This window comes from Microbacterium helvum (genome assembly GCF_014779795.1).
Classification (GTDB): Bacteria; Actinomycetota; Actinomycetes; order Actinomycetales; family Microbacteriaceae; genus Microbacterium; species Microbacterium helvum.
Genome location: NZ_JACXZS010000008.1, coordinates 184162 through 205342 on the forward strand (window position 1 = coordinate 184162; position 21181 = coordinate 205342).

At 70.4% G+C, this 21181-nt stretch carries 20 protein-coding genes; 9 read left to right on the top strand and 11 right to left on the bottom strand.

Annotated features, from left to right (window positions below; translation table 11 throughout):
* Positions 1-54 precede the first annotated feature (54 nt).
* Positions 55-948: an aldo/keto reductase gene (locus IF188_RS13400; RefSeq protein ID WP_191172301.1), complete on the top strand. Its 894-nt coding sequence runs from the start codon at positions 55-57 to the stop codon at positions 946-948.
* Positions 949-1022: 74 nt separating this feature from the next.
* Here IF188_RS13400 and IF188_RS13405 read toward each other — a convergent pair whose 3' ends face one another.
* The 6 genes from IF188_RS13405 to IF188_RS13430 form a co-directional block, all read right to left on the bottom strand.
* Positions 1023-1781, bottom strand: coding sequence for a patatin-like phospholipase family protein (locus IF188_RS13405; RefSeq protein WP_191172302.1), 759 nt, complete (start codon positions 1779-1781; stop codon positions 1023-1025).
* An 83-nt stretch (positions 1782-1864) separates the two neighbouring features.
* Positions 1865-2242, bottom strand: a complete 378-nt coding sequence (locus IF188_RS13410; protein WP_191172303.1) for a nuclear transport factor 2 family protein — start codon at positions 2240-2242, stop codon at positions 1865-1867.
* 69 nt (positions 2243-2311) lie between these two features.
* Positions 2312-3154: an O-acetyl-ADP-ribose deacetylase gene (locus IF188_RS13415; protein WP_191172304.1), complete on the bottom strand. Its 843-nt coding sequence runs from the start codon at positions 3152-3154 to the stop codon at positions 2312-2314.
* Positions 3155-3334: 180 nt separating this feature from the next.
* Positions 3335-3775 (bottom strand): MarR family winged helix-turn-helix transcriptional regulator, encoded by a 441-nt coding sequence (locus tag IF188_RS13420; RefSeq protein WP_191172305.1) that lies wholly within the window; start codon positions 3773-3775, stop codon positions 3335-3337.
* Between the two features lie 10 nt (positions 3776-3785).
* Positions 3786-5510 carry an MDR family MFS transporter gene (locus IF188_RS13425; RefSeq protein ID WP_191172306.1) on the bottom strand — a complete coding sequence of 575 codons (1725 nt, stop codon included), beginning with the start codon at positions 5508-5510 and terminating at the stop codon, positions 3786-3788.
* A gap of 115 nt (positions 5511-5625) precedes the next feature.
* Positions 5626-6588 carry a helix-turn-helix transcriptional regulator gene (locus IF188_RS13430; protein WP_191172307.1) on the bottom strand — a complete coding sequence of 321 codons (963 nt, stop codon included), beginning with the start codon at positions 6586-6588 and terminating at the stop codon, positions 5626-5628.
* 61 nt (positions 6589-6649) lie between these two features.
* On the opposite strand from IF188_RS13430, the gene IF188_RS13435 reads away from it, so the two are divergent.
* Positions 6650-7708, top strand: a complete 1059-nt coding sequence (locus tag IF188_RS13435) for an ATP-binding cassette domain-containing protein (protein WP_191172308.1) — start codon at positions 6650-6652, stop codon at positions 7706-7708.
* Entirely contained in the window at positions 7705-8499 is a 795-nt protein-coding gene (locus tag IF188_RS13440; RefSeq protein WP_191172309.1) for an ABC transporter permease, read from the top strand. Before IF188_RS13435 ends, IF188_RS13440 begins: the two co-directional genes overlap by 4 nt.
* Positions 8500-8628: 129 nt before the next feature.
* Here the strand turns inward: IF188_RS13440 and IF188_RS13445 are convergent, their stop codons facing one another.
* Positions 8629-10008, bottom strand: a complete 1380-nt coding sequence (locus IF188_RS13445) for a sensor domain-containing diguanylate cyclase (protein WP_191172310.1) — start codon at positions 10006-10008, stop codon at positions 8629-8631.
* Between the two features lie 194 nt (positions 10009-10202).
* Between IF188_RS13445 and IF188_RS13450 the strand changes: the two genes are divergently transcribed.
* Entirely contained in the window at positions 10203-10643 is a 441-nt protein-coding gene (locus IF188_RS13450; RefSeq protein ID WP_191172311.1) for a MarR family winged helix-turn-helix transcriptional regulator, read from the top strand.
* 5 nt (positions 10644-10648) lie between these two features.
* On the opposite strand, the gene IF188_RS13455 is transcribed toward IF188_RS13450, so the two are convergent.
* The gene (locus IF188_RS13455) at positions 10649-10993 is read right to left on the bottom strand and encodes a protein-L-isoaspartate carboxylmethyltransferase (protein ID WP_191172312.1); all 345 of its coding nucleotides are present in this window, start codon (positions 10991-10993) and stop codon (positions 10649-10651) included.
* 177 nt (positions 10994-11170) lie between these two features.
* Between IF188_RS13455 and IF188_RS13460 the strand changes: the two genes are divergently transcribed.
* From IF188_RS13460 to IF188_RS13470, 3 genes are all read left to right on the top strand, one after another.
* The gene (locus IF188_RS13460) at positions 11171-11917 is read left to right on the top strand and encodes an EAL domain-containing protein (protein WP_191172313.1); all 747 of its coding nucleotides are present in this window, start codon (positions 11171-11173) and stop codon (positions 11915-11917) included.
* Positions 11918-12177: 260 nt separating this feature from the next.
* Positions 12178-15216 (top strand): hypothetical protein, encoded by a 3039-nt coding sequence (locus tag IF188_RS13465; protein WP_191172314.1) that lies wholly within the window; start codon positions 12178-12180, stop codon positions 15214-15216.
* Positions 15217-15349: 133 nt separating this feature from the next.
* Positions 15350-15871 carry a hypothetical protein gene (locus IF188_RS13470; RefSeq protein ID WP_191172315.1) on the top strand — a complete coding sequence of 174 codons (522 nt, stop codon included), beginning with the start codon at positions 15350-15352 and terminating at the stop codon, positions 15869-15871.
* 193 nt (positions 15872-16064) lie between these two features.
* Here IF188_RS13470 and IF188_RS13475 read toward each other — a convergent pair whose 3' ends face one another.
* The 3 genes from IF188_RS13475 to IF188_RS13485 form a co-directional block, all read right to left on the bottom strand.
* Entirely contained in the window at positions 16065-16457 is a 393-nt protein-coding gene (locus IF188_RS13475; RefSeq protein WP_191172316.1) for a YccF domain-containing protein, read from the bottom strand.
* Between the two features lie 189 nt (positions 16458-16646).
* Complete coding sequence (locus tag IF188_RS20210) at positions 16647-17339, bottom strand: hypothetical protein (protein WP_224751848.1); 693 nt, start codon at positions 17337-17339, stop codon at positions 16647-16649.
* 14 nt (positions 17340-17353) lie between these two features.
* Entirely contained in the window at positions 17354-18964 is a 1611-nt protein-coding gene (locus IF188_RS13485) for a PspC domain-containing protein (protein WP_191172317.1), read from the bottom strand.
* A gap of 114 nt (positions 18965-19078) precedes the next feature.
* On the opposite strand from IF188_RS13485, the gene IF188_RS13490 reads away from it, so the two are divergent.
* A complete protein-coding gene (locus tag IF188_RS13490) occupies positions 19079-20461 on the top strand; it encodes an ATP-binding protein (RefSeq protein ID WP_191172318.1) in 1383 nt (460 codons plus the stop codon).
* Positions 20415-21143, top strand: coding sequence for a LuxR C-terminal-related transcriptional regulator (locus tag IF188_RS13495; RefSeq protein ID WP_191172319.1), 729 nt, complete (start codon positions 20415-20417; stop codon positions 21141-21143). Before IF188_RS13490 ends, IF188_RS13495 begins: the two co-directional genes overlap by 47 nt.
* Positions 21144-21181: the final 38 nt, after the last annotated feature.

Below are 21181 nucleotides of genomic sequence, written 5' to 3' on the forward strand. Positions count from 1 at the left end.
CGTTTCGTCTCGCTGCGTGCACCCGACGACCACGGTGCCTGGCAGGCTGGGACGATGAAGCAGCGCACGTTGGCAGGACGACAGGTGTCGGCGATCGGGCTCGGGGCGATGCCTCTGTCGATGAACAACGACAAGGCGTATCCGTCTTTCGAAGACGCGGTGGCCACCGTGCACGCGGCGCTCGATGCCGGGGTCACGCTCATCGACACCGCCGACATCTACGCACCCGATGGCGAGCCGATGGGGCACAACGAGCGCATCGTCGCGGAGGCACTGCGGACGTGGAGCGGCGACGCATCGGGCATCTTCGTCGCGACGAAGGGCGGCATCACGCTCCTGCCCGACGGCTCCAAGGGGCGCGACGGCTCGGAGACGTACCTGCGCTCGGCGGTCGAGAACTCGCTCGACGCCCTGGGCATCGACCGGATCGAGCTCTACCAGTACCACCGCCCCGACCGCTGGCGCGTCTACGGCGACATCATGGCCGGCCTGAAGGCCCTGCAGGACGACGGCCTCGTCCGGGCCGTCGGAATCTCCAACGCGAGCGTCGAAGAGATCCAGATCGCGATCGAGGTGCTGGGCGAAGGCAATCTCGCCAGCGTGCAGAACGAGTTCTCGCCGAAGCATCCCGGGAGCATCGATGAGCTGCGCTTCTGCGGGGCGCACGGCATCGCCTTCCTGCCGTGGAGTCCGCTCGGCGGCACCGGCGGGGGAGCGCGTCGAGTCGGCGACCGGTACGCGGCGTTCCGTGAGGTGGGCGAGGCGCACGGCGTCAGCCCCCAGCAGGCGGTGCTCGCGTGGGAGCTGGCCCTCGGCCCGCACGTCATCCCGATCCCGGGTGCTCGGCGGGCGGCATCCATCACCGACTCGGCTCAGGCGGCCGACCTGGAGCTCACCGCCGACGAGGTGACCCGCCTCTCGGAGTCTGTGGGGATCTTCGACGACTGATCCGGAGATGGATGCCGGCGGCCGCTGCCGACCGGCGGCACGGGCGACTCGTCCTCGCTCGTCCCGCGCTCCGCTCAACGACGGGGCGCGCCGTCCAGGGCCGCCTCCGCAGCCCGTCGTCCCTCGGCGATCAGCCGCGGCACATCGCGCATCGTCCACTGGGCCATGCGCTCCATCTCGGGCTGGATCAGCACGACCGTCGGGTCGGCCACGAGCGCGCTGATCTTGGTGGTCGTGCGCATCATCCGCACGTTCTCCCACTTGGCGTGCAGGTGCACGACGATCACCCGCTCGGCGCCCAGTTCGCGCGCCGCGGCGTGCGGCACGTTGTCGACCATGCCGCCGTCGGCGAGCACACGGCCGTCGAGTCGCACAGGCGGAAGGATCCCCGGCACGGCCACCGACGCGCGCAGCGCGGCGCTCAGCGGCCCTTTGTCGATCGTCACGGCACGACGTGTGCGCAGGTCGGTGGCGACGGCGCCGAAGTGGCGCGGCAGATCCTCGATGCGCGGATCCTCACCGAGCAGCCTGCGGATCGAATCCGTCACCACCCGCGTGTCGAGCAGCCCCCACCGCGGCTTCCAGCTCCAGTTGCCGATCCGCGTCCACCGGAAGCGCAGCGCGATCCGCTCGATCGCCGCGCCGTCGAGCCCGGCCGCGTACGCGGACCCGACGAGCGCCCCCGAACTCGTGCCCGTCACGATGCCGGGCCGGATGCCCCGCTCTTCGAGTACCTGCAGTACGCCCACGTGCGCGGCGCCGAACGCTCCGCCGCCGCTGAGCGTCAGCCCGAGGGCCGGGTCATCGCCCGGCAGCGGATCCTCACGTGGCATGCCGCGAAGGTACCACCGGCGAGTGGATGCCGGCGGCCCAGGCAGGCCGTGTGCTCGGGGCGTTTCGCCGGGCGGGAACCCGCTCAGCGGTCGGCGGACGGTTCGGGCACCGGCGTCTGCTGATAGAGCGCGAGTCGCCAGTCGCCGTCCTGTCGCACGTAGACGCTCGACATGAGCGCGGTGAACGCGGCTTCATCGCCATCGCGGGTGGCGCGGCCGGTGTAGACGAGGATCGCGTGGTCGTCGCCGAGCGGGATCAGGCGCTCATCGTGGATCTCGTAGGTGCGCCACGGCGGGGCGTCGTTGAGCGAATCGACGGCGGCGTCGCGGTCGAGCACCATTCCGTGCGCCAGCACCATGGCGCCGTCGGCGGTCATGAGTCGTCCGTAGAACTCGGAGCCGGTGCCGTCGCACAGCGACTTCCAGCCCTGGTGTTCGAGTTCGAGCAGTTCGTCGAGCACGGCATCTCCTTCGATCGCCCGTTGTCGGCCTAAGCATCTCGAGCGTTTCGTCTACCCCTCCGCGCGTGCTCACCCGGTGGACTCGCGCGACCCCTCGAACCGGTCGATGAGCAGCGGGAAGCCGGTGCTGTTCCACCATGATGCCGAGATGTGGCCGGCCGACATCCCATGCCCGGGGTTGAACTCGGCGACGTAGATCGCGTCGTCCCGGTCGGCGACGGGCGCACCCGCGATCGCCTCGGCCGCCGACGTGATCGTGCGCTGCAGCTCCCGCCGGTCGGAGGGCAGCGGCGTCCCCGCGAACTGCGCGCGCAGGGCGCGCCACAGGTATGGATCGCCCCGCAGTCCCCAGACCGGCGGCTCCTCGTCGAACAGCCGGCCGATCGACCCCGGCTCGGTCGGCGGCGGAAACGATCGGATCACCTGGGCCTGCACGCGCCGGTGCGTCGGCTCGCTGAACGAGACCAGCCGGACGTGCTCGACGCGCGTCGACGTGCGGGCGATCGTCTCGATCGCGGCGGCGATCGCGTCGTCGAGCGGCCAGGCGTACACGCCGGCGCTGATCAGCGGGAAGGCGATGGATGCGACATCCAGCTCGTCGGCGACCTCGAGCGCGCGCCGATAGCAGGACTCGAGCAGCGCGCGGTCGCGCTCGCCGGCCGCGTGGTTCGGCCCCACGGTGTGGATCACCCAGGCCGCGGGCAGATCGCCGGCAGTGGTCCAGCCGGCGTCGCCGGTCGCGAGACCGGACGGAAAGCGGGCGATGCAGTCCGCGAGGATGGCGGGACCGCCCGCGCGATGGATGGCGCCGTCCACGCCGCCACCGCCCCGCATCCGGCGATTGGCCGCGTTGACGATCGCATCCACCTGTTGCGCGGTGATGTCGCCGTGCACGGCCGTGACGCTGGGCATGGGTCCAGTATCGCGCTGCGCGGCGATGGATGCCGGGGGACTACGCCGACCGTGCGGCCGGGGCGTTTCGACGTCGCTCGTTCCTCGCTCCGCGGGGCGAGCGGGGGCGAAGGCCTCGACCGGGGGAGCGGGCAACGCAAGAAGGGCCGCCCCGGGGCGGCCCTTCCGGCATGCACTTCTCTACGCGGCAGAGATCTCGGAGAGGATCTCGGCGAACAGTCGCAGGTCGTCCGCAGACCGCGTCGAGAGTGCACCGCGCAGACGCGACTTGTTGCTCTCGCGCACGGCCAGGGCCTTCTCGAGCCCGGCGGCGGTCGGCACGAGCACGCGGGCGCGCCCGTCCGTGGCATCGGGCAGGCTCTCCACGAGCCCGAACTCCTCGAGCACGCGCACCTGGCGGCTCACGGCGCTCTTGTCCATGTCGAACAGCTGGGCCAGTGCGTGGGCGTTCGTCTCGCCGAGGCGGACGATCGTGCCGAAGAGCTTGTAGCCCGCGGGCTGCAGTTCGGGGTGCACCTGCTCGGCGGCCTCTTTCCACACGGCACGCGACCGGTTGAAGAGGACGGACAGCTGTTGTTCCACGTCGAGGATCGCGTCGTCTACGGCGGAGTCCGGGCTCATGACGGCCATGCTACGAGCGGTCCTTGCGCAGGGCCGCGCGCGTGACCGGCACGGTGCCCGTCAGCACGCGATCGGCCTCTTCGACCTGCTCGGCGACCATCGGCAGCGCGGCGCCCACCTCGGCCTCTGCGAGCTCGATGGCGACGTTCTCGGCCTCTTCCTGCAGCTCCTGCGACGCCGACTTGGTCGACAGTCGCTTGTTCGGCAGGAACGCGATCGCGATGAGCGCCAGCACTGCGAGCGGCACGGCGATCCAGAACACGTGGGCGATGCCGTCGGCATACGCGGCCTCGATGATCACGCGGATCGTCTCGGGCAGCTCGTCGACCTTCGGCACGGTGCCGCCGGCCAGCGTCTGCAGCGCGGTGACCTCATCCGGCGACGTGGGCACGAAGCCCTTGAAGCCGTCGGTGATGTTGTTGGTGACCTGCGTGGCCAGGAGCGACCCCATGATCGTCACGCCGATGGTGCCGGCGATCGAACGGAAGAAGTTCACGTTCGACGACGCGGCGCCCAGCTGCGAGGCGGGGGTGTCGTTCTGCACGATGAGTGTCAGGTTCTGCATGACCATGCCCAGGCCCGCGCCGAGCACGAAGATGAACACGGCCACCCACACGAACGGGGTGTCGTAGTGCAGCGTCGTGAGCAGGTACGTGCCCGCGATCGTGAGCACCGAGCCGACGAGCATGAAGCCCTTCCAGCGGCCGAACTTGCTGATCAGCGCGCCGACGGTGATCGAGGCGCCCATCTGGCCGATGATCATCGGGATCGTCATGAGACCCGACTCGGTCGGTGTGGCGCCGCGCGCCAGCTGGAAGTACTGCGCCAGGAACACACTGGTCGCGAACATCGAGACGCCGATCGCGAGCGACGCGATCACCGACAGCGTGAACGTGCGGTTCTTGAACAGCGTCATCGGAACGATGGGCTCGGGCACGAAGAACTCGACGATGATGAACGCGACGATGGATGCCGCCGCGACGCCGATCATGACGAAGCTGGTGATCGAGTCCCACTCGAAGCCGCCCGCGTCAGGCTTGCCGCCGAGGGTGATCCACACGAGCGTGAGCGCCACGCCCACGGCCATCAGCACCGCGCCGATGTAGTCGATCTTGACCGGACGCTTCGGAGTCTTCGGCAGGTGCAGCGTGAACTGCAGCAGCACGAGCGCGATGACGGCGAGCGGAACCGGAAGGAAGAAGTTGGCGCGCCAGCCCCACGCGTCGGTGATGACACCGCCGAGCAGCGGGCCGCCGATCGTGGCGACGGCCATGATGCCGCCGACGACGCCCATGTACTTCCCGCGCTCACGCGGCGAGATGATCAGGGCGACGATGATCATGACGAGCGACATGAGACCGCCCGTGCCGATGCCCTGGATCACGCGGACGGCGATCAGCGTGCCGGCATCCTGCGCGAAGCCCGAGATCGCGCTGCCCACGACGAACAGCACGATCGAGATCTGCAGCAGCACCTTGCGGTTGACGAGGTCGGCGAGCTTGCCCCAGATGGGCGTGGTGACGGCCGTGGCCAGCAGGCTCGACGTGATGACCCACGTGTAGGCCGACTGGTCGCCGCCGAGGTCGGCGACGATGAGCGGCATCGAGGTCGAGATCACGGTGCCCGAGAGCACGGCGACGAACATCGTGACGATGAGTCCCGAAAGCGCGATGAACACCTCGCGCGGAGTGCGCTCGGCGGTCGCCGGCGAATGCGTGTCGGAGAGTGTCGACATAGGTTTCCTCCGATTAGAAAGTTGATGACGGTCAACTATATAGCAAGTAGTTGACGTGAGTCAACTGTGGATCGAGATCAACCAGTTTCGGAGGAGTGGATGCCGGCGGCCAGGCCTACTCCAGGGCCGCCAGCATCCGCATCAGCGCCTCGCGCATCGCTGTCCTCGCCGCATCCGGCAGCTCAAGCGTGTACGGGACGCCCTCGGGGATCCAGGCGAGGGCGTACATGACCTCGCGGAAGTCGCTGCCGCCCACCGGCCAGCTCGTGCGGCCCTCGCCGGCGGCGGTCGCGCCCTGGCCCCACTGGCCGAAGAACACGCGCATGTCGTCCAGGCCGAGGTCCATGACGGCGGCGCCCGCCACGGCCTGCGGACTCCACGACCGGGCGACGGCGATGAACTCGTCGACCTGCTCGGGCGTCAGTTCGCGCGGCGTGAACAGCACGCGCGTGTGCTCGAGGTCCGACAGGCGGTCGACGCGGAAGGTGCGCCAGTCGTCGCGCTCCAGATCCCAGCAGAGCAGGTACCAGTGCCGTTCGGCGGGCGCGAGCGCGTGCGGCTCGACGCGGCGCTTCATGACTTCGCCCGACACGGTCGTATAGGTGAAGCGCACGCGCTCGTGGTCGCGGGTGGCGAGGGCGAGCTCGCCGAGCAGTTCGCTCGACACCGCCGCGCCGGAGCGGATGCCGGTCGGCTGGACGGTCTCGGCCAGCGCGTTGACGCGGCGCCGCAGCGGCGCGGGCAGCACCTGCTCGAGCTTCGCGAGCGCGGTCACGGTGGTCTCGGCACCGCTCAGGAGTCGCTGGGATGCCGCCACCCGCAGTCCGATCGCCATCGCGACGGCCTCGTCGTCGGTGAGCAGCAGGGGCGGCACGGCGCTGCCGGCCTCCAGCCGGTAGCCGCCCGCTGCGCCGGGCGTGGACTCGATGCGATAGCCGAGCTCGCGCAGGCGCTCCACGTCGCGTCGCACGGTGCGCTCGGTCACGCCCAGTCGGCCGGCCAGCTCGGTCCCCGGCCAGTGCCGATGGGTCTGCAGCAGATTCAGCAGCGAGAGGGCGCGGGTGGTCGTGTCGGACATGCGAAAAGAATCTCATGCATCCAGGACAGGATCCGTCCGCATTTGTTTCTAGCGTGTGGGCATGGACACCGAACCGATCATCCAAGCGCACGGCCTCACCAAGCGCTTCACCGTCAAGGGCAAGACCGTCGAGGCGGTCCAAGGCCTCACGTTCCGGGTGCAGCGCGGCGAGCTCGTCGCGTTCCTGGGCCCCAATGGCGCGGGCAAGTCCACCAGCCTGCGCATGCTCACCACCCTCATCCCGCCGACCTCGGGCACGGCGACGGTCGCGGGTTTCGACATCCTGACCCGGCCCGCCGACGTGCGGGCCCGCATCGGCTACGTCGGACAGCTCACGAGCGGCAGCTTCTCGCAGCGCGCCCGCGACGAGCTGCTGAGCCAGGGCGCCTTCTACGGCATGTCGAAAGCCGCGGCCCGGCAGCGGGCCGACGAGCTCATCGAATCGCTCGACCTCTCGGGCTTCGCGACCCGCACCGTGCAGCAGCTGTCGGGCGGGCAGAAGCGCCGGCTCGACATCGCGCTCGGCCTCATGCACGCGCCGCCGCTGCTGTTCCTCGACGAGCCGTCGACGGGCCTGGACCCTCAGAGCCGGGCGAACTTGTGGCAGCACATCCAGGAGCTGCGTCGCAGCCACGGCACGACCGTCTTCCTCACGACGCACTACCTCGAAGAGGCCGACCGCTACGCCGAACGCGTCATGGTCATGGACCGCGGCCGGGTCATCGCCGACGACACCGCCGCGCGGCTGAAGGCCGACCTCGCGGGCGACGTGCTCACCTTCGGCTTCGACAGCGAAGAGGATGCCGCAGCCGCCGTTCCGGTGGTGCAGCGGCTCGCGGCGCGCGAGATCGTGCGGGAGGCGGCATCCCTCACGCTCATCGCGTCGGAAGGTGATGCGCTGCTGCCGGCGGCCGTGCGCGCGCTCGACGCCGCGGGACTCACGGTGCGCACCGCGACGGGCGTGCCTCCGACGCTCGACGACGTGTTCCTCGCCCTCACGGGGCGGACGCTGCGCGAGGCCGGGGAGGGACAGGCCGAAGACACCCCGGAGGACGAGGATGCCGGGCGCCCGGCATCCCGAATCGAGAACGAAGCGATCACGACAGGAGCAGACCGATGAGCGTGCAGACCGAGACCCGACCCGATACCGCGGTGCGACCGAATGCGGCGCGCGACACCTGGAATGTGCTCACGCGCGAGCTGAAGCCGGTGGTCCGCGACCCGTTCACGCTGATCTTCAGCCTGGTCCAGCCGCTCGTCTTCCTGGGGCTGTTCGCGCCGCTGCTGGTCGGCTCGTCAGGGGCGCCGGTGGGCGAGACGCTGCAGTGGTTCGTGCCGGGCGTGCTCGTCATGATCGTGCTGTTCGGCACCGGGGCGACCGGGTCGAACCTGCAGTACGAGATGATGACGGGCTCGCACGAGCGCACGCTCGTCGCACCGCTCGGTCGCTCGTCGCTGCTCGTCGGCCGGGCGCTGAAAGAGATCGCGCCGATCGTGGTTCAGGCGCTCGTGATCGTGCTGATCGCGTGGCCCTTCGGCTTCACGATCGACGTGCCGGGGCTCGTCATCGGGCTCGCGCTGCTGGCCGTCTTCGGCATTGGGCTCGGGGCGCTTTCGTACACGCTCGCGCTCAAGACGAAGGACCGCGAGTGGCTGTTCTGGGGCGTGCAGCAGACGCTGATCTTTCCGCTGCTGATCCTGTCGGGCATGCTGCTGCCGCTGGACGAAGGACCGGCGTGGATGCGCGCGGTCTCGACCGTGAACCCCGTCAACTGGGTCGTGCAGGCCGAGCGCGCGCTGTTCGCCGGCGACCTCGGCGACATCACTGTGCTGTGGGGCTGGATCGCCGCTGTCGCGCTGGCGGTGGTGGGGCTGGCGGTCGGCATTCGCGCGATGCGCAAGAGCAGCTGAGCCCCTGGTCGTTGAGCGGAGGGCGCTCTCGCGCCCGAAGACGGAACGCCTCGAGCGCACGGCGCTGTCCGTGCGGTCGAGGCTTTCGTCTCACTCGTACCCGGCTCGCTCGACGACCGGGCGCGGAGGTCACATCACGGGCGCGGGCGTGGACTGGGCGACGACCACGCGGTCGCCGCCGGCCAGCTTGGCCTCGTACATGGCGTGGTCTGCCGCACGGATGAGCTGGTCCATGACGGGTGCGCCGTTGTTGCCGACGGTGATGAGGCCGATGCTCGCCGTGATCGACAGGTCGGGCGGCAGCTGGTCGTACGGCTCGGCGATGGCGGCGCGGATGCGGTCGGCCAGCGCGGCGCCGTCGACGCCGTCGACCGCGGCGACCGCGATGAACTCGTCGCCGCCGAAGCGGCCGAGCACGTCCGTCTCGCGGATGGTGCGGCGCAGTCGCAGGCCGATCTCTCGCAGCAGCGCGTCTCCGGCGGTGTGACCCAGCAGGTCGTTCACGGACTTGAAGCCGTCGAGATCGATGAAGATCACGCTCAGGGCAGAGAATCCCTGCACCAGGGTGCGCGTGACGTCCTCTTCGATCAGACGGCGGGTCGGCAGCCCTGTCACCTCATCGTGCATGGCGGCGCGGCGCAGCGTGTCTTCCAGTCGGATGCGGGCGATCGCCTGGGCGGCCTGGTTCGAGAGCGCCTCGGCGAGTGGCACGGCCTCTTCGTCGAACTCGCGCCGGTGGTCGAAGTAGCAGACCATCGACCCCACGGCGTCGCCGTGCGAGCGCATCGGCGAGGCGATCGCCGCGTGCACACCGCCCGCACGATAGGCGTCGCCCATGCCGACGCCGGGCACGAACGCCTCCGCCTCCTCGGGGGACCGGATGATCACGACCTGTCCGCCCAGCATCGTCGCCGTGCCGGTGGGCGGCAGGGTGGCCGGCCAGTGGTCCGCGAGCGGGTTCACGCCGGCGCTCTGGCACAGGCCGTCGGGTCCACCGAGGTGCACGCTCACCGCGCTGGCGGCGAACGCGCGCTGCGCGACGTCCACGAGCAGTTCGGCCGCGTCGAGCTCCGACCTGACGTTGCCGAAGCCGACGGCGGAGTTGAGCAGGATCTGCAGTCGCTGCCGGCCTCGCTCGGTCTTCGCCTCGGCGCCCTGGAACCCGAGGTTGAACGCGGATCGCGTCGACACGTCGTACACGGCGATGCGTTCCACGCCCCTCTCGTCCAGGCCGAAGGAGCCGACGACCACGGGTCGCACCACGCCCGAGACGCCGTGCAGGGTGGCGTCGGTGGGGCGCTCGCCGTCCGCATCCGCCACCGGCATCCGCAGTGTCAGGAGCGCTTCGAGCGGCCGGCCGACCACGTCGTCACGATCGCAGTTGAGCCATTCCAGCAGCTGCGCGTTGGCGTCCAGGATGGTGGAATCGCGGTCGACCGCAAGCAATCCGCATGTCGCAAGTCCTAGCATGGGGTGCTCACGGGATGCGGGGTCGTCAGGAAGCGACATCCGATCGGAGCCTTTCCGTTGGTCACGATTGCCTCCTGGCGTCTGCGCCAATGTCCGGGGGTGGTGGGCGGCGTGATGCGCCGCGTCGGCGCGTAACCTCCACTGTACCCCGATATTTAGACAATTTAGATAAATCTACTAAATACTCGCGATCTGAGATATTCTGCTGGCGAGTGACTTGGGAGAATGACGGGATGGCGAACCACGCACCGGCGCTGACTCTCGGGCAGGCGCTGCGCCAGTACCTCGACGCGCGCAATGCTGCGATGGCGACAGCGCGCGCCAGCCTCGGCATCAGCGAGATCGATGCCCGGGCCCTCCTCTTCGTCGTCGGCAATCCGGGAACCCGTCCCACGGCGCTGCGCGAGTACCTCGGGATCACCTCCGCGGGCGTGACGACGCTCATCGACCGGCTTGTCGGTCGTTCGCTCGTGCGACGCGACGTCGATCCGAACGACCGCCGGGTGAACCGCATCACCGCGACGATCGACATCGCCGAGGACCCGTGGTCTGCTTTGAACCGGTTCGACGACGACTTCGACGTCGCCGTCGGGGCGGCCGATCAATCGCTTGTCGGACACACCGCAGCTCTGCTGGCGTCTCTCACTGCCACCACTGTCGGCGTGCGGCGCTGACGTGCTCAGGCGACGGTGTCGCCCTGAGATGTCCGCGACTTCTCTTCGAGGAACGCGCAGAGCTCTGATACGGCTGCCAACTCGGCCGACAGCTCGAGCAGACCGGGGGCGTCCAGGACGACGGCTTCTTCTCGCGGCTCCATCGTCGCGACCCATCCGGAGGCGTCCCGCGTGGCGGGCTGGATGAAGACGGCGGTCGAAGCATGGTCGAGCCGGAACACCACCAGCCCCGTGTCCGCACCACCGTCGCCGTCCTGCACCGTCACGCGTGCGGAGCCGGCCAGCGGTCTTCCCATCTCCCGGTACTCGGCGAGCCAAGACTCCAACGTCTCCAGATTCCGAAACGCCATCGCGATCCTCCTGAATCGTCTGCGACGACAAAAGTATAGGGAGGCCGCAGACTCGTCCTCGAGGCGTGATGGCCGCCGCGCCGCCGCGCGACTCGCGCACGGGGGAGGACTGTAGCCGATCGCAGCGACGTGCGCCGGGGCTTGCGTCGGAGGCATCCATCCGGGCTGACTTGAGGGATGCCTCGCACGGAAGCCCTCGCGGACCAACTGGCCGCCGCGGTCCATGGTCCTGAGATCTTCGCCGTCTACCAGCCGCAGGTGTCGTTGGAGAGCGGATCGATCGTGGCCGCGGAGGCACTGTGCCGGTGGCGGCATCCCCGGCTCGGGGACGTCGACCCGGTCACCATGATCGAGGTCGCAGAGCGCACGGGAGCGATCCACGCGCTGGGCAGACGGATGCTCGGCGACTGCCTCGACACGCTCGTCGAATGGCGCGAGATGGGCCGCGCGTGGGCGGTGACGCTCAATGTGTCGCCGGTGCAGTTCGACGACGAGTCGTTCGCCGGTCATGTCGCCGCAGAGTTCGCACGGCGGGAGTGCGCACCCGGATCGCTCGTGATCGAGCTCTCGCACGACAGCGTCACGATCGACGAAAGGGCGGTGCTGCCGCAGTTGCGCATGCTGCACGATCGCGGCGTGGAGATCTCGCTCGGCGACTACGGTTCGGGCACGCCGACCCGCGAGCGGCTGCGGCGCCTGCCCCTCACCGAGGTGAAGATCCCGGGGCACCTGGTCCGGGCCGTGGAGCCCGGGGCTCGATCAGCTCTGCACGCCGAGGTCGAGCGCGCGCACGCCGACGGGCTGCGCGTGGTGGCGGAGGGCATCGAGACCCTCACGCACCTCGACATCGCAGTCCAGCTGGGCTGCGATCGCGCGCAGGGCTTCCTCATCCGCGAACCGGACGCCGAGATCGTGTTCCCGTGACGAACAGCGAGCGAAGCGGCCCTTCCTGGTCGTTGAGCGAGCGAAGCGAGACGAAACGCGTCTCGCCGCGGATCGGACCCGGCCACGCACGCGACACACGCGTGGGTCGGGTTCGCGAGAGCGTCTCGCCGCGTTTCGTCTTCGCTCGTTCCTCGCTCCGCTCAACGACCAGGACGGAATGGGTCGCTGCTCGGCAACAGGTGTGCAACGGGTTCGGGCAAGTGGCGGGGTCGCCGGAACGGCGGACCTAGGATCAGAGGATGACGACGGCGCGACGGCGAGGCATCCTCGCCGTCATCACCGCCATCGTGCTGATCGCGCTCGGAGCGGGGGTCGCGCTCGCCGTCGGCGATGCGCTCGGCATCCGCACCGAGCCGGCCCCGCAGATGCAGCCCGCGGCGGCCGTCGCCACGCCGGCGACCGAACCCGTCGCACCGCCCGAGATCACCGCCGTCGACGTGCCCGACACCGAGGGCTTCGGTGTCGCCATCGACGAACTGCGTGATGCGATCGCGGACGCCCCCGAGACGCGGGGTTCGACTTCCCTCACCGTCCCGAAGGTGTACGACGCGCGCTATGCGCCGGACGACGACTCGTACGCCCTGGCCGGCGACGCGAGCGCGCTGACCGTCACGGCCGCGACCGAGACCGGCGCGACGCGCGCGATCTACGACCTGGCCGCGCAGGTGCGGGCCGCGAAGCCGCTGACGGATCTCATCGGCGCGCACGAGGCATCCGCTCTTCCTCTCCGGATGACCGACCTCGGCGCCGTCGGCGTCACGCCGAACCCCGCCGAGTGGGAGTCCGGCGACGACTACTCGCACGCGTCGAAGGCATTCGCCGACGTGTTCGAGACCGAGGCGCCGTACATCGACCAGACCGCGCTCGCCGCGGCATACGACGACTTCGACCTCTTCTTGCGGCACTCGCTGGCGAACGGGTTCAACGCCGTGGCGTTCCCCGGGTTCGTGGAGTTCGTGACCTTCGACGACGTGCCCGGCGGTCCGGTCTACGCCGAGGGCGACGAGCACCGTGCGAAGGCGCGCGCACTGCGCGAGGCGTTCGCGCCGTTCTGGGAGCGCGCCGACGAACTGGGCGTGAAGGTCTTCCTCCGCACCGACATGCTGGCACTCACCGGCCCGCTGGAGCAGTACCTCCAGGGTCGGTTCGGGTCGCTCGACACCGAGAACCCCGAACTGTGGGACGTCTACACCGCCGGCCTCGACGAGCTCTACGACGCCGTGCCCGCGCTCGACGGCGTGCTCATCCGCATCGGCGAGGCGGGTCCCGTCTACGACGTGGGCGGCTGGGACTACTACTCCGCCCTCAAGGTCACCACCGTCGACGCCGTGCGCGCGATGCTCGAGGCCTTCACGGGGCAGGCCGAGGCATCCGATCGCGAAGTGATCTTCCGCACCTGGTCGGTCGGGGTGGGCGCCGTCGGCGACATGCACACCGACAGCGACTCGTACGAAGCGGTGCTCGGCGGCATCGACTCGCCCGCTCTCATCGTGTCGACGAAGTACACGCTCGGCGACTTCTACACCTGGCTGCCCCTCAACGACACGCTCGAGCAGGGCTCGCAGCGACGCATCGTCGAGCTGCAGAGCCGCCGCGAGTTCGAGAACTTCGGCGCCTTCGCCAACGACCTCGGCAGCGAGTACCAGTGGGCGCTGCAGCAGCTGCTCGCTGCGAACGACCGTATCGAGGGCGTGTGGGTGTGGACGCAGGACGGCGGGCCGTGGCGCGCCGGACCCATGACGCTGTACCTCAAGGCGGGATTCTGGCAGCTGTACGAGCTGAACACGCAGGTGGCGGCATCCCTCGCCCGCGACCCGTCAGCCGACGTGACGCAGGTGACCGAGGACTGGGCGCGCGAGTGGTTCTCGACCGACCCGGCGACCGTCGACGCGATCGTCTCGGCCATGGAGCAGTCCCGCGACGCCATCGCTCACGGGCAGTACATCGCGCCGTTCGCGCAGCAGCGGGTGTTCGCGATCGGCCTCGAACCGCCGCCTATGATGTGGATCTTCGAGTGGGACATCCTCACCGGCGACTCCGCCGTGCTCGACGTCATGTACTCGATCGTCCGGGATGCCGACGGCGGCATCGACGCCGCCATCGCCGACGGTGAGGCGGCCGTGTCGACGGCGGCGGAGATGCGCGACACGGTCGCGTCGACGGATGCCGCCACCTGGCGTTCGCCCGAGATCCGCGACGCCTTCGTGTCGGCGCTGGACTACGAGGTCGACACGCTGCGGCTGCTGTCGTCGTACCGGTCGCTGATCCTGCACCAGGGGGAGTGGCACGACACGCTGTCGCCCGACGCGCGCGCCGCGTGGGATGCCGACCGTGCGACCTTCGAGAAGCTCGCCGCCGCGCACCTGAAGGCGTACGACGGCGACATCGACCACCCCGCGCTCAACCTCACGGCCGCGCGCCTGGGCATCGAGCGATCCGAGCGCGATGACACGATGGCCTGGCTCGCCCGCGGCCTGCTCGTGCTCGCGGTCGCCTGGGTCGTCATCGGCATGATCGCCGCCCGCACCAGCCTGGTGCGCCGCCCCGGTGCGGCCGCAGCGCGCGCGACGTGGATCGCGTCGACCCGGCCCTGGAGAGCTCGCGAGTCGACGCTCGGCATGCTCGAGCTCGACCGCTGGCTGCTGCTCATCATCCCGGCGGCGCTGCTGGTCGCCACGCGCGCCGTGCAGACCTCGTTCCTGTCGTGGACCCACGTCGCGGTCGTCATCGGCGCCTGGGCCGTGTTCGCGCTCGTGATGCGGCTGTTCGTGCGACGGCGCTCACCGTGGCCGGTCATCGCCGCGGTCGGCGGGGTCGTGATGCTGCGCTGCATCGTCACCCTGTTCGCGCTGTCGTTCACCGGACCGGGCGGCTACTGGTACGCGTTCTGGACCGAGCCGGTGCTGCGCACCATCTACATCGCCATCGCGTTCGCCCTGTTCGTGTGGGTGTTCGTCGCCGCCGGCTGGGCGCTCTCGGCCCAGGTGGGCGCCCGCCGCGGCACCGGGTACGTGCTGGCAGCCGTCGGCGCGGGCCTGCTGGTGCCGTCGGTGGTGGTCGGCGCCATCGGACTCGAAGCAGCCCTCACCGTCTGGAACGACGAGATGGGCCTGCTGCCGTGGGGCCTCGCCCGCATCCTCGGCATCACGACGTACCTCGACATCCCGTCCGAGACGCCGTGGTTCGCTGCCGGGTTCGCCGCCGTGCTGCTCATCGCCGGCGTGCTGCTCGCTGTGCCGTGGAGCAGGCGGCGGTCGGCGGCATCCCCTCGTCCCTGAGGCGCACGGGATCCTTCGCACCTCGTCCCCTCCGGAAGAGGGGGATACGGCTCCGGAATTGGTCAGATGATCAAGAAAGGGGGCGTAACGTAGAAGGATCCCCTCCCCGAATCGATTCGAAAAGGTGTTTGTCATGCGTGCCCGCAGTACCGCTGTCCTGTCTGTCCTCGCCGTCTCCGGTCTGCTCCTCGCCGGGTGCGCGTCCACGCCCGCGGCTGAGACGACGCCCGAGAAGACCACGCCGGCCGTGACGATCGTCGACTCGTCGCTCACCGACCCGGCGGCCGTGGGCGAGCGCGTGGGCGCGGACGGCACGCAGCTCGAGGTGTGGAGCGGCATCGTTCCCGACGAGGCGGCGGCCGGTGCGCTCGGCGACCCCGAGCCCGGCACCCAGTGGGTGACCGCGAACGTCGCGCAGTGGGTCAGCGACGAGGGCGTCACCGGCGCGGACATCGCCCCGGTGCTGCGCTCGACGGCCGACGAGAGCTTCGAGGGTGTCGCCGTCCCGCAGCAGAGCGTCGATGTCGAGATGAAGCCCGACATGTCGTACACCTACATCTGGAGCTACGCAGTGCCTGAGGCGCTCGTCGACGCCGACTCGCTCGTCCTCTGCGTCGGCGACGGCGACGAGGGCTGCAGCGTCCTCACCAAGTAGGACGGTGGATGCCGGCGGCCCTTGCCGCCGGCATCCACTGTTCACCGCCGTCGCGCCGCGCACCCCGGGTGCCCGGCGCGACGGTTTCTCGCACTCGTGGTCCGCCCCAGATCAGGAGATCTGGCGAAGACAGGACGGTGTGGCGCGGATCGTCCTGTGCACGCGAGATCTCCTGATCTCGGCGGTGCGGGGGTCAGGCGGCGGCGCGCACCTGGTCGATCGGCACGATGTCTTTGCCGAGCGGCATGAGCGAGATCGGCACCAGCTTGAAGCTCGCGATGCCCAGCGGGATGCCGATGATCGTGATGCACATCGCGATGCCCGTCACGATGTGGCCGATCGCAAGCCACCAGCCGGCGAGGATCACCCAGATCACATTGCCGAGGAACGAGCCGACGCCCGACGTGGGCTTGTCGACGATCGTGCGGCCGAACGGCCACAGCGCGTAGACGCCGACGCGGAACGACGCGATCGCCCACGGGATCGTGATGATCGGGATGCACAGCAGCACCCCGGCGAGCAGATACCCGAGGAACATCCAGAAGCCCGACAGCACGAGCCAGATGATGTTGAGGATGGTGCGCATGTCTGGATTCTTTCAACGGGATGCCGCAAAGTGCCTGATGACTGACAGTCGGTGACGTTCAACAGGTCAACCGGCGTTCCGCAGGAGGTTCTACGCTGGGGTGCCTGTGGAAGCGCGGTCGACCTGTTGAACGTGCGAGGGCCGGCTGGTCGCCGCGGAGTCTGGGCCGGCCCGCCCGATCTCCTCCTGTCAGGAGGAAGTGAGGGGGGATGCCGCACGCCGGCGCTCACCGGCGCGCTGCGCGCGGCGCACGAGGCCGACGAGCCCGGCGATCAGCGCAAAGGCGCCGATCACGAGCACCGCGTAGGCGACGGCGGCGGCCGGAGTCAGGTTCAGCAGCCAGTGGGTCACCGCCGCCTGGCGCGCGGCGTCGGTGAGCAGCCACAGCGCCAGCCCCGCGATCGTGGCAAGGACGAGCCCCCACACGATCCCGGCCCAGCGCACGCGTGGTCCGGAGGGGACGGTGGATGCCGCCCGCACGGCAGCACCGACGGTCGAGGCCGCGGCCGTCGGTGCATCCGCCGCCGGGGTGAACCCGGTGAACGCGGGCGGCTGCGCGGCCGGAGCAGGCGGTGCGGCGGGTGCGGGAGGCACGAGGTCGGCGAGCACCGCAGTCTCGTCGGTGGCTGGGGCGGCCAGGTCGGCGAGGACCTCGGTCTCGGCGGCGGTCTTCGGGTCATCGAGGACTGGTGCCTCGGCGGCCGTAGCGGTGACGACCTTCGGCTCGACTGCCGGCGCGGTCTCCGCAGCCTCGACCAGCGGAGCCGACGCGGCTGCCGCAGCAGGGACCTCGGGGAGAGGCGGGAGCTCGATCGCCTGTGTGACTGGTGGCACCGCGTCGCGGGGCGCGGGGGCGGCATCCGGATTCTGAAGATTGCTCATGCTCATGTCGGCGCTCAATTCTCGAAGATGTAGACCTGCACCGAACCAGTGCGCTGGTCGAGGGTGATGTGCTGGGTCGTCAAAGCGGTGCTGTCGTCGCGTGCGTTCGTCACGCGCCAGCTGACGGTCCCGTCGCTGTCGGGCGACACACTGCCCGACACCACCCCCGTCGATGAGCTCCGCTCGTAGAAGACGACACCGTCACCGAGGGTCGCATCGAGTTCGAGCGCCGTGCCGGGCTGGACCATGATGTCGGTGCCGCCGAAACCCTTGGCGACGACCACTCCGCCGGCCTCGACGTCATCATTGTCCGACAGCGGCAGGACCGAGATCCACAGCTGCCCGAACGGCTGCGTGATCCGCTGCTCATACGAGGCGGTGCCGATCTGCGTTCCGACGGCAATCGTGAAGCGATTGGGCCCCGAGGCCGCCGTCACGGTGCCGCCGATCACCAGCAGCACGATGGTGACCGCGGTGAGGAACCCGCTCCGCCGGCGGACCGCGCCCGCCACGACCATCGCGAGCGCAGTCACGAGAGCGGCGGTGAAGAACCCGATCGCCCCGGCGAAAGGTGCGCTGGCTGCGGAGGCCAGTGCGGTCAGCACCGCGAATGCGCCGGCGACGATCGCGGCGCCGAGCGTCGTCAGCACGAACACGAAGCTCGTGCGGGGGCGGGTGGCGCGCCGGATGCGGCGGCGCTCCTCGGCCTCGAGGGCGAACGCGGCGCCGTGGGCGTGGCGCTCACGGCGAGCCTGTTCGCGCGCGGCGCGGTCCGCGTCCTGCTGGCTTCGACGCCACGCGTCGTTCTGCACCCGCCAGGCCTCCTGACGTGCACGCCAGTCCGCGACCGCGGCGTCGTCGCCATAGGGGGCGGGTGCAGCGGCCGCGACTGTCGGTGCGGCAGAGCTTGCGGCATCCATCGGTCCGTCTCCCGACGCGGATCCGGCCGGAGCCCGACCGGCCGGATCCGCGGTGCCCGCCGCTGCTGCGGCGAGAGGAGAGGTCGCGTCGTCACCCGAATCGGACGCGACCGTGGAGGCGGGCTGCGCGGAAGCCGTCTGCGCATCCGCCCGCGAGGGCCGGTCGGCACGCGCCGACCGGACGATGAGGTACACCAGCCCGCCGATGACGGCGAGGGCGAGGAGGAACCCGAGCACGCCGAGCACCGAGACCCCCGAGCCGTCGTCCCAGGCCCACGGTGCGAACCCGGTGAGCGCCCACAGCGGCCACAGCAGCACGTTGCGCAACCAGGGGATGACCGGCACGAACCCGACGATCGCGAGGATGAACACGCCCGTCATGGCGGGGTCGTAGCGACCGTGGAACAGCTCGCGCAGGTGGATGCGGCCCTCCGTGTCGGGCAGCAGCGCCCACGCGATCGCGTAGACGAGCAGCGCCGGGAACCCGAGCAGCGCCACCACCACGAAGATGCCGCGCACGATGAGCGGGTCGATCCGCAGCCGCGCGGCGATGCCGCCGCACACGCCGCCGAGCCAGCCGTCGGCGCGGACGATGCCCAGACCCTGCACCCACGAGAAGAACCGGTCCGACCCCGTCGGCAGCCCCGGCGGGGCGGTCGGCGGCGGTCCCGGATCGGCGGGGGGAGCGGAGGTCGTGTCGGTCATGGTTCCACCCTGGCGGCCGCGGCGAGACCCCCGCTATGGGGTGAACCCCTGAGCCGTCCCTGATCCTCGGGCACCCGAGTGGGTCGGCGGCGGCGGGAGTGATTGGATGCCGGTATGCCCTCTTCCGCGAAGACGAACGCCGACGCGCCCGGCGCTGCGGACCTGCGGCACGGACGCCCGGCTGGGCACACGCCGCGCGAGGATCCGCCCGACGCGCGGGCGACGTCGGTCGCGGCATCCACTCGTTCCGTCCGCCCGCCGCTGCGCCGGCCGCGGGACTGCGCGGTGTCGGGGGTGTCGGCGGGACTCGCGCGGCACCTCGGCTGGCCGCTGTGGCTCGTGCGGGCGCTGTTCATCGTGCTGACCCCGCTGTGGGGCGCCGGTGTGCTGCTGTACGCGTGGTTGTGGGCGTTCCTGCCGTGGGACGACCCGCGGCTGCTGAGCGAGCCGGTTCCCGCCGACGTGGATGCCGTCGAGATCGCGCGCGTGCGCGACGAGCCCACGCGGCGCGTGCCGGTCGCGTGGATCCTGACGAGCCTGGCGAGCATCGTGACGCTGATCACGGTGGTCGCGATCTTCGGCTTCAGCGCGGGCGGCGTCGTGTGGGCCTCGGTGCCCGCGTGGGTCGGGAGCATGTTCCTCGCGACGGCGCTGGCGGTGGCGGCGGGAGCGTGGGCGACGCTCGTCGACCGTCGCGATCCGGCCCGCGGCCCGCGGCATGAGAACATCGTGCGCGTCGTCGTGACGGTGCTGCTCGCGCTGCTGCTGCTCGCGCAGCTGACGACGCTGCAGCAGACCGGCGTCGCGGGTTTCGTGTTCGCCCTGGTGCCGATCTTCGGCATCGTGCTGGTGTACTCGTCGATGCTCGTAGGCAAGCTGCGCGAGCTGTCGGGCGAGCGCGTGCGGCGCATCCGCGAAGAGCAGCGGGCCGAGATGGCCGCGCACCTGCACGACTCGGTGCTGCAGACGCTCGCGCTGATCCAGAACCGCGCCGGCGCCTCGAGCGAGGTGGCCCGGCTCGCCCGCGCCCAGGAGCGCGAGCTGCGCGCGTGGCTGTACGACGGCGACGCGCCCGCCGACAGCGACCTGCCCACGGATCTGCGCGACTACGCCGCCGCGCTCGAGCTCGACTACCCAGTGCGCATCGACGTGGTCTCGGCGGGGCTGCCCGCCGAGCGCGCGAGTGGCGAGGTCGCCGCCGCGTCGCGCGAGGCGATGCTGAACGCCGCGCGCCACGCCGGCGGCGACGTGTCGGTGTACATCGAGGGCAACGCGAACGCCGTCGACGTGTACGTGCGCGACCGTGGAGCGGGGTTCGACCTGGCCGCAGTCCCGGACGACCGGCTCGGCATCCGCCAGTCCATCATCGGCCGCATGCGCCGGGCCGGGGGCTCCGCGACCGTGCGTCGCGGCGCGGGCGGCGGCACCGAGGTGCATCTGAGATTCGTGGATGCCGGCGGCCCGGCATCCCCGTCGACGGAGGTTCGTCGTGGCTGAGGCGACCGTGACCGTGCGCGTCGTGATCGTCGACGACCACTCCATCTTCCGCTCCGGCCTGCGCGCCGACCTCGACGCCTCGATCGAGGTCGTGGGTGAGGCGGCCGATGCGGTCGCGGCCGTCGAGGTCATCGAGGCGACCCGCCCCGCCGTCGTGCTGCTGGACGTGCACCTTCCGGCGGGTGGAGGGACCGTGGGGACCGCGCCCGACGCCGCGGGCGGAGAAGCCGTGATCCGCGGCGCATCGCCGGTCGTGCCGACCACCCGCTTTCTGGCGCTGAGCGTGTCGGACGCCGCGGAGGACGTCGTGCGCGTCATCCGCGCCGGCGCGCGCGGCTACATCACGAAGGGGTCGTCGGGCGCCGAGGTGAGCCGGGCGGTGCACGCCGTCGCCGACGGCGATGCCGTCTTCTCGCCGCGGCTGGCCGGCTTCGTGCTCGACGCGTTCGGCGCCGCCGTGGGCGAGACTGCCGCCACCAGCGACGAGCTCGACCGGCTGTCGGCCCGCGAACAGGAGGTGATGCGGCTCATCGCCCGCGGCTACGCGTACAAAGAGGTGGCCGCCGAGCTGTTCATCTCGATGAAGACCGTCGAATCGCATGTGTCGGCCGTGCTGCGCAAGCTGCAGCTGTCGTCGCGGTACGAGCTGACCGCGTGGGCTTCCGAGCGGCGCCTGCTCTAAGGTGCCGGAGAACGTCGGAGCATATCGGCATACTCTGG

Coding starts and splice junctions, on each gene's coding strand:
- IF188_RS13440 (WP_191172309.1), top strand. CDS start 7,705: ATGAGCGTGCAGACCGAGACCCGACCCGATACCGCGGTGCGACCGAAT.
- IF188_RS13460 (WP_191172313.1), top strand. CDS start 11,171: ATGCCTCGCACGGAAGCCCTCGCGGACCAACTGGCCGCCGCGGTCCAT.
- IF188_RS13445 (WP_191172310.1), bottom strand. CDS start 10,008: ATGTCGCTTCCTGACGACCCCGCATCCCGTGAGCACCCCATGCTAGGA.
- IF188_RS13420 (WP_191172305.1), bottom strand. CDS start 3,775: ATGAGCCCGGACTCCGCCGTAGACGACGCGATCCTCGACGTGGAACAA.
- IF188_RS13415 (WP_191172304.1), bottom strand. CDS start 3,154: ATGCCCAGCGTCACGGCCGTGCACGGCGACATCACCGCGCAACAGGTG.
- IF188_RS13455 (WP_191172312.1), bottom strand. CDS start 10,993: ATGGCGTTTCGGAATCTGGAGACGTTGGAGTCTTGGCTCGCCGAGTAC.
- IF188_RS13450 (WP_191172311.1), top strand. CDS start 10,203: ATGGCGAACCACGCACCGGCGCTGACTCTCGGGCAGGCGCTGCGCCAG.
- IF188_RS13425 (WP_191172306.1), bottom strand. CDS start 5,510: ATGTCGACACTCTCCGACACGCATTCGCCGGCGACCGCCGAGCGCACT.
- IF188_RS13435 (WP_191172308.1), top strand. CDS start 6,650: ATGGACACCGAACCGATCATCCAAGCGCACGGCCTCACCAAGCGCTTC.
- IF188_RS20210 (WP_224751848.1), bottom strand. CDS start 17,339: ATGAGCAATCTTCAGAATCCGGATGCCGCCCCCGCGCCCCGCGACGCG.
- IF188_RS13465 (WP_191172314.1), top strand. CDS start 12,178: ATGACGACGGCGCGACGGCGAGGCATCCTCGCCGTCATCACCGCCATC.
- IF188_RS13400 (WP_191172301.1), top strand. CDS start 55: ATGAAGCAGCGCACGTTGGCAGGACGACAGGTGTCGGCGATCGGGCTC.
- IF188_RS13430 (WP_191172307.1), bottom strand. CDS start 6,588: ATGTCCGACACGACCACCCGCGCCCTCTCGCTGCTGAATCTGCTGCAG.
- IF188_RS13485 (WP_191172317.1), bottom strand. CDS start 18,964: ATGACCGACACGACCTCCGCTCCCCCCGCCGATCCGGGACCGCCGCCG.
- IF188_RS13470 (WP_191172315.1), top strand. CDS start 15,350: ATGCGTGCCCGCAGTACCGCTGTCCTGTCTGTCCTCGCCGTCTCCGGT.
- IF188_RS13405 (WP_191172302.1), bottom strand. CDS start 1,781: ATGCCACGTGAGGATCCGCTGCCGGGCGATGACCCGGCCCTCGGGCTG.
- IF188_RS13495 (WP_191172319.1), top strand. CDS start 20,415: ATGCCGGCGGCCCGGCATCCCCGTCGACGGAGGTTCGTCGTGGCTGAG.
- IF188_RS13475 (WP_191172316.1), bottom strand. CDS start 16,457: ATGCGCACCATCCTCAACATCATCTGGCTCGTGCTGTCGGGCTTCTGG.
- IF188_RS13490 (WP_191172318.1), top strand. CDS start 19,079: ATGCCCTCTTCCGCGAAGACGAACGCCGACGCGCCCGGCGCTGCGGAC.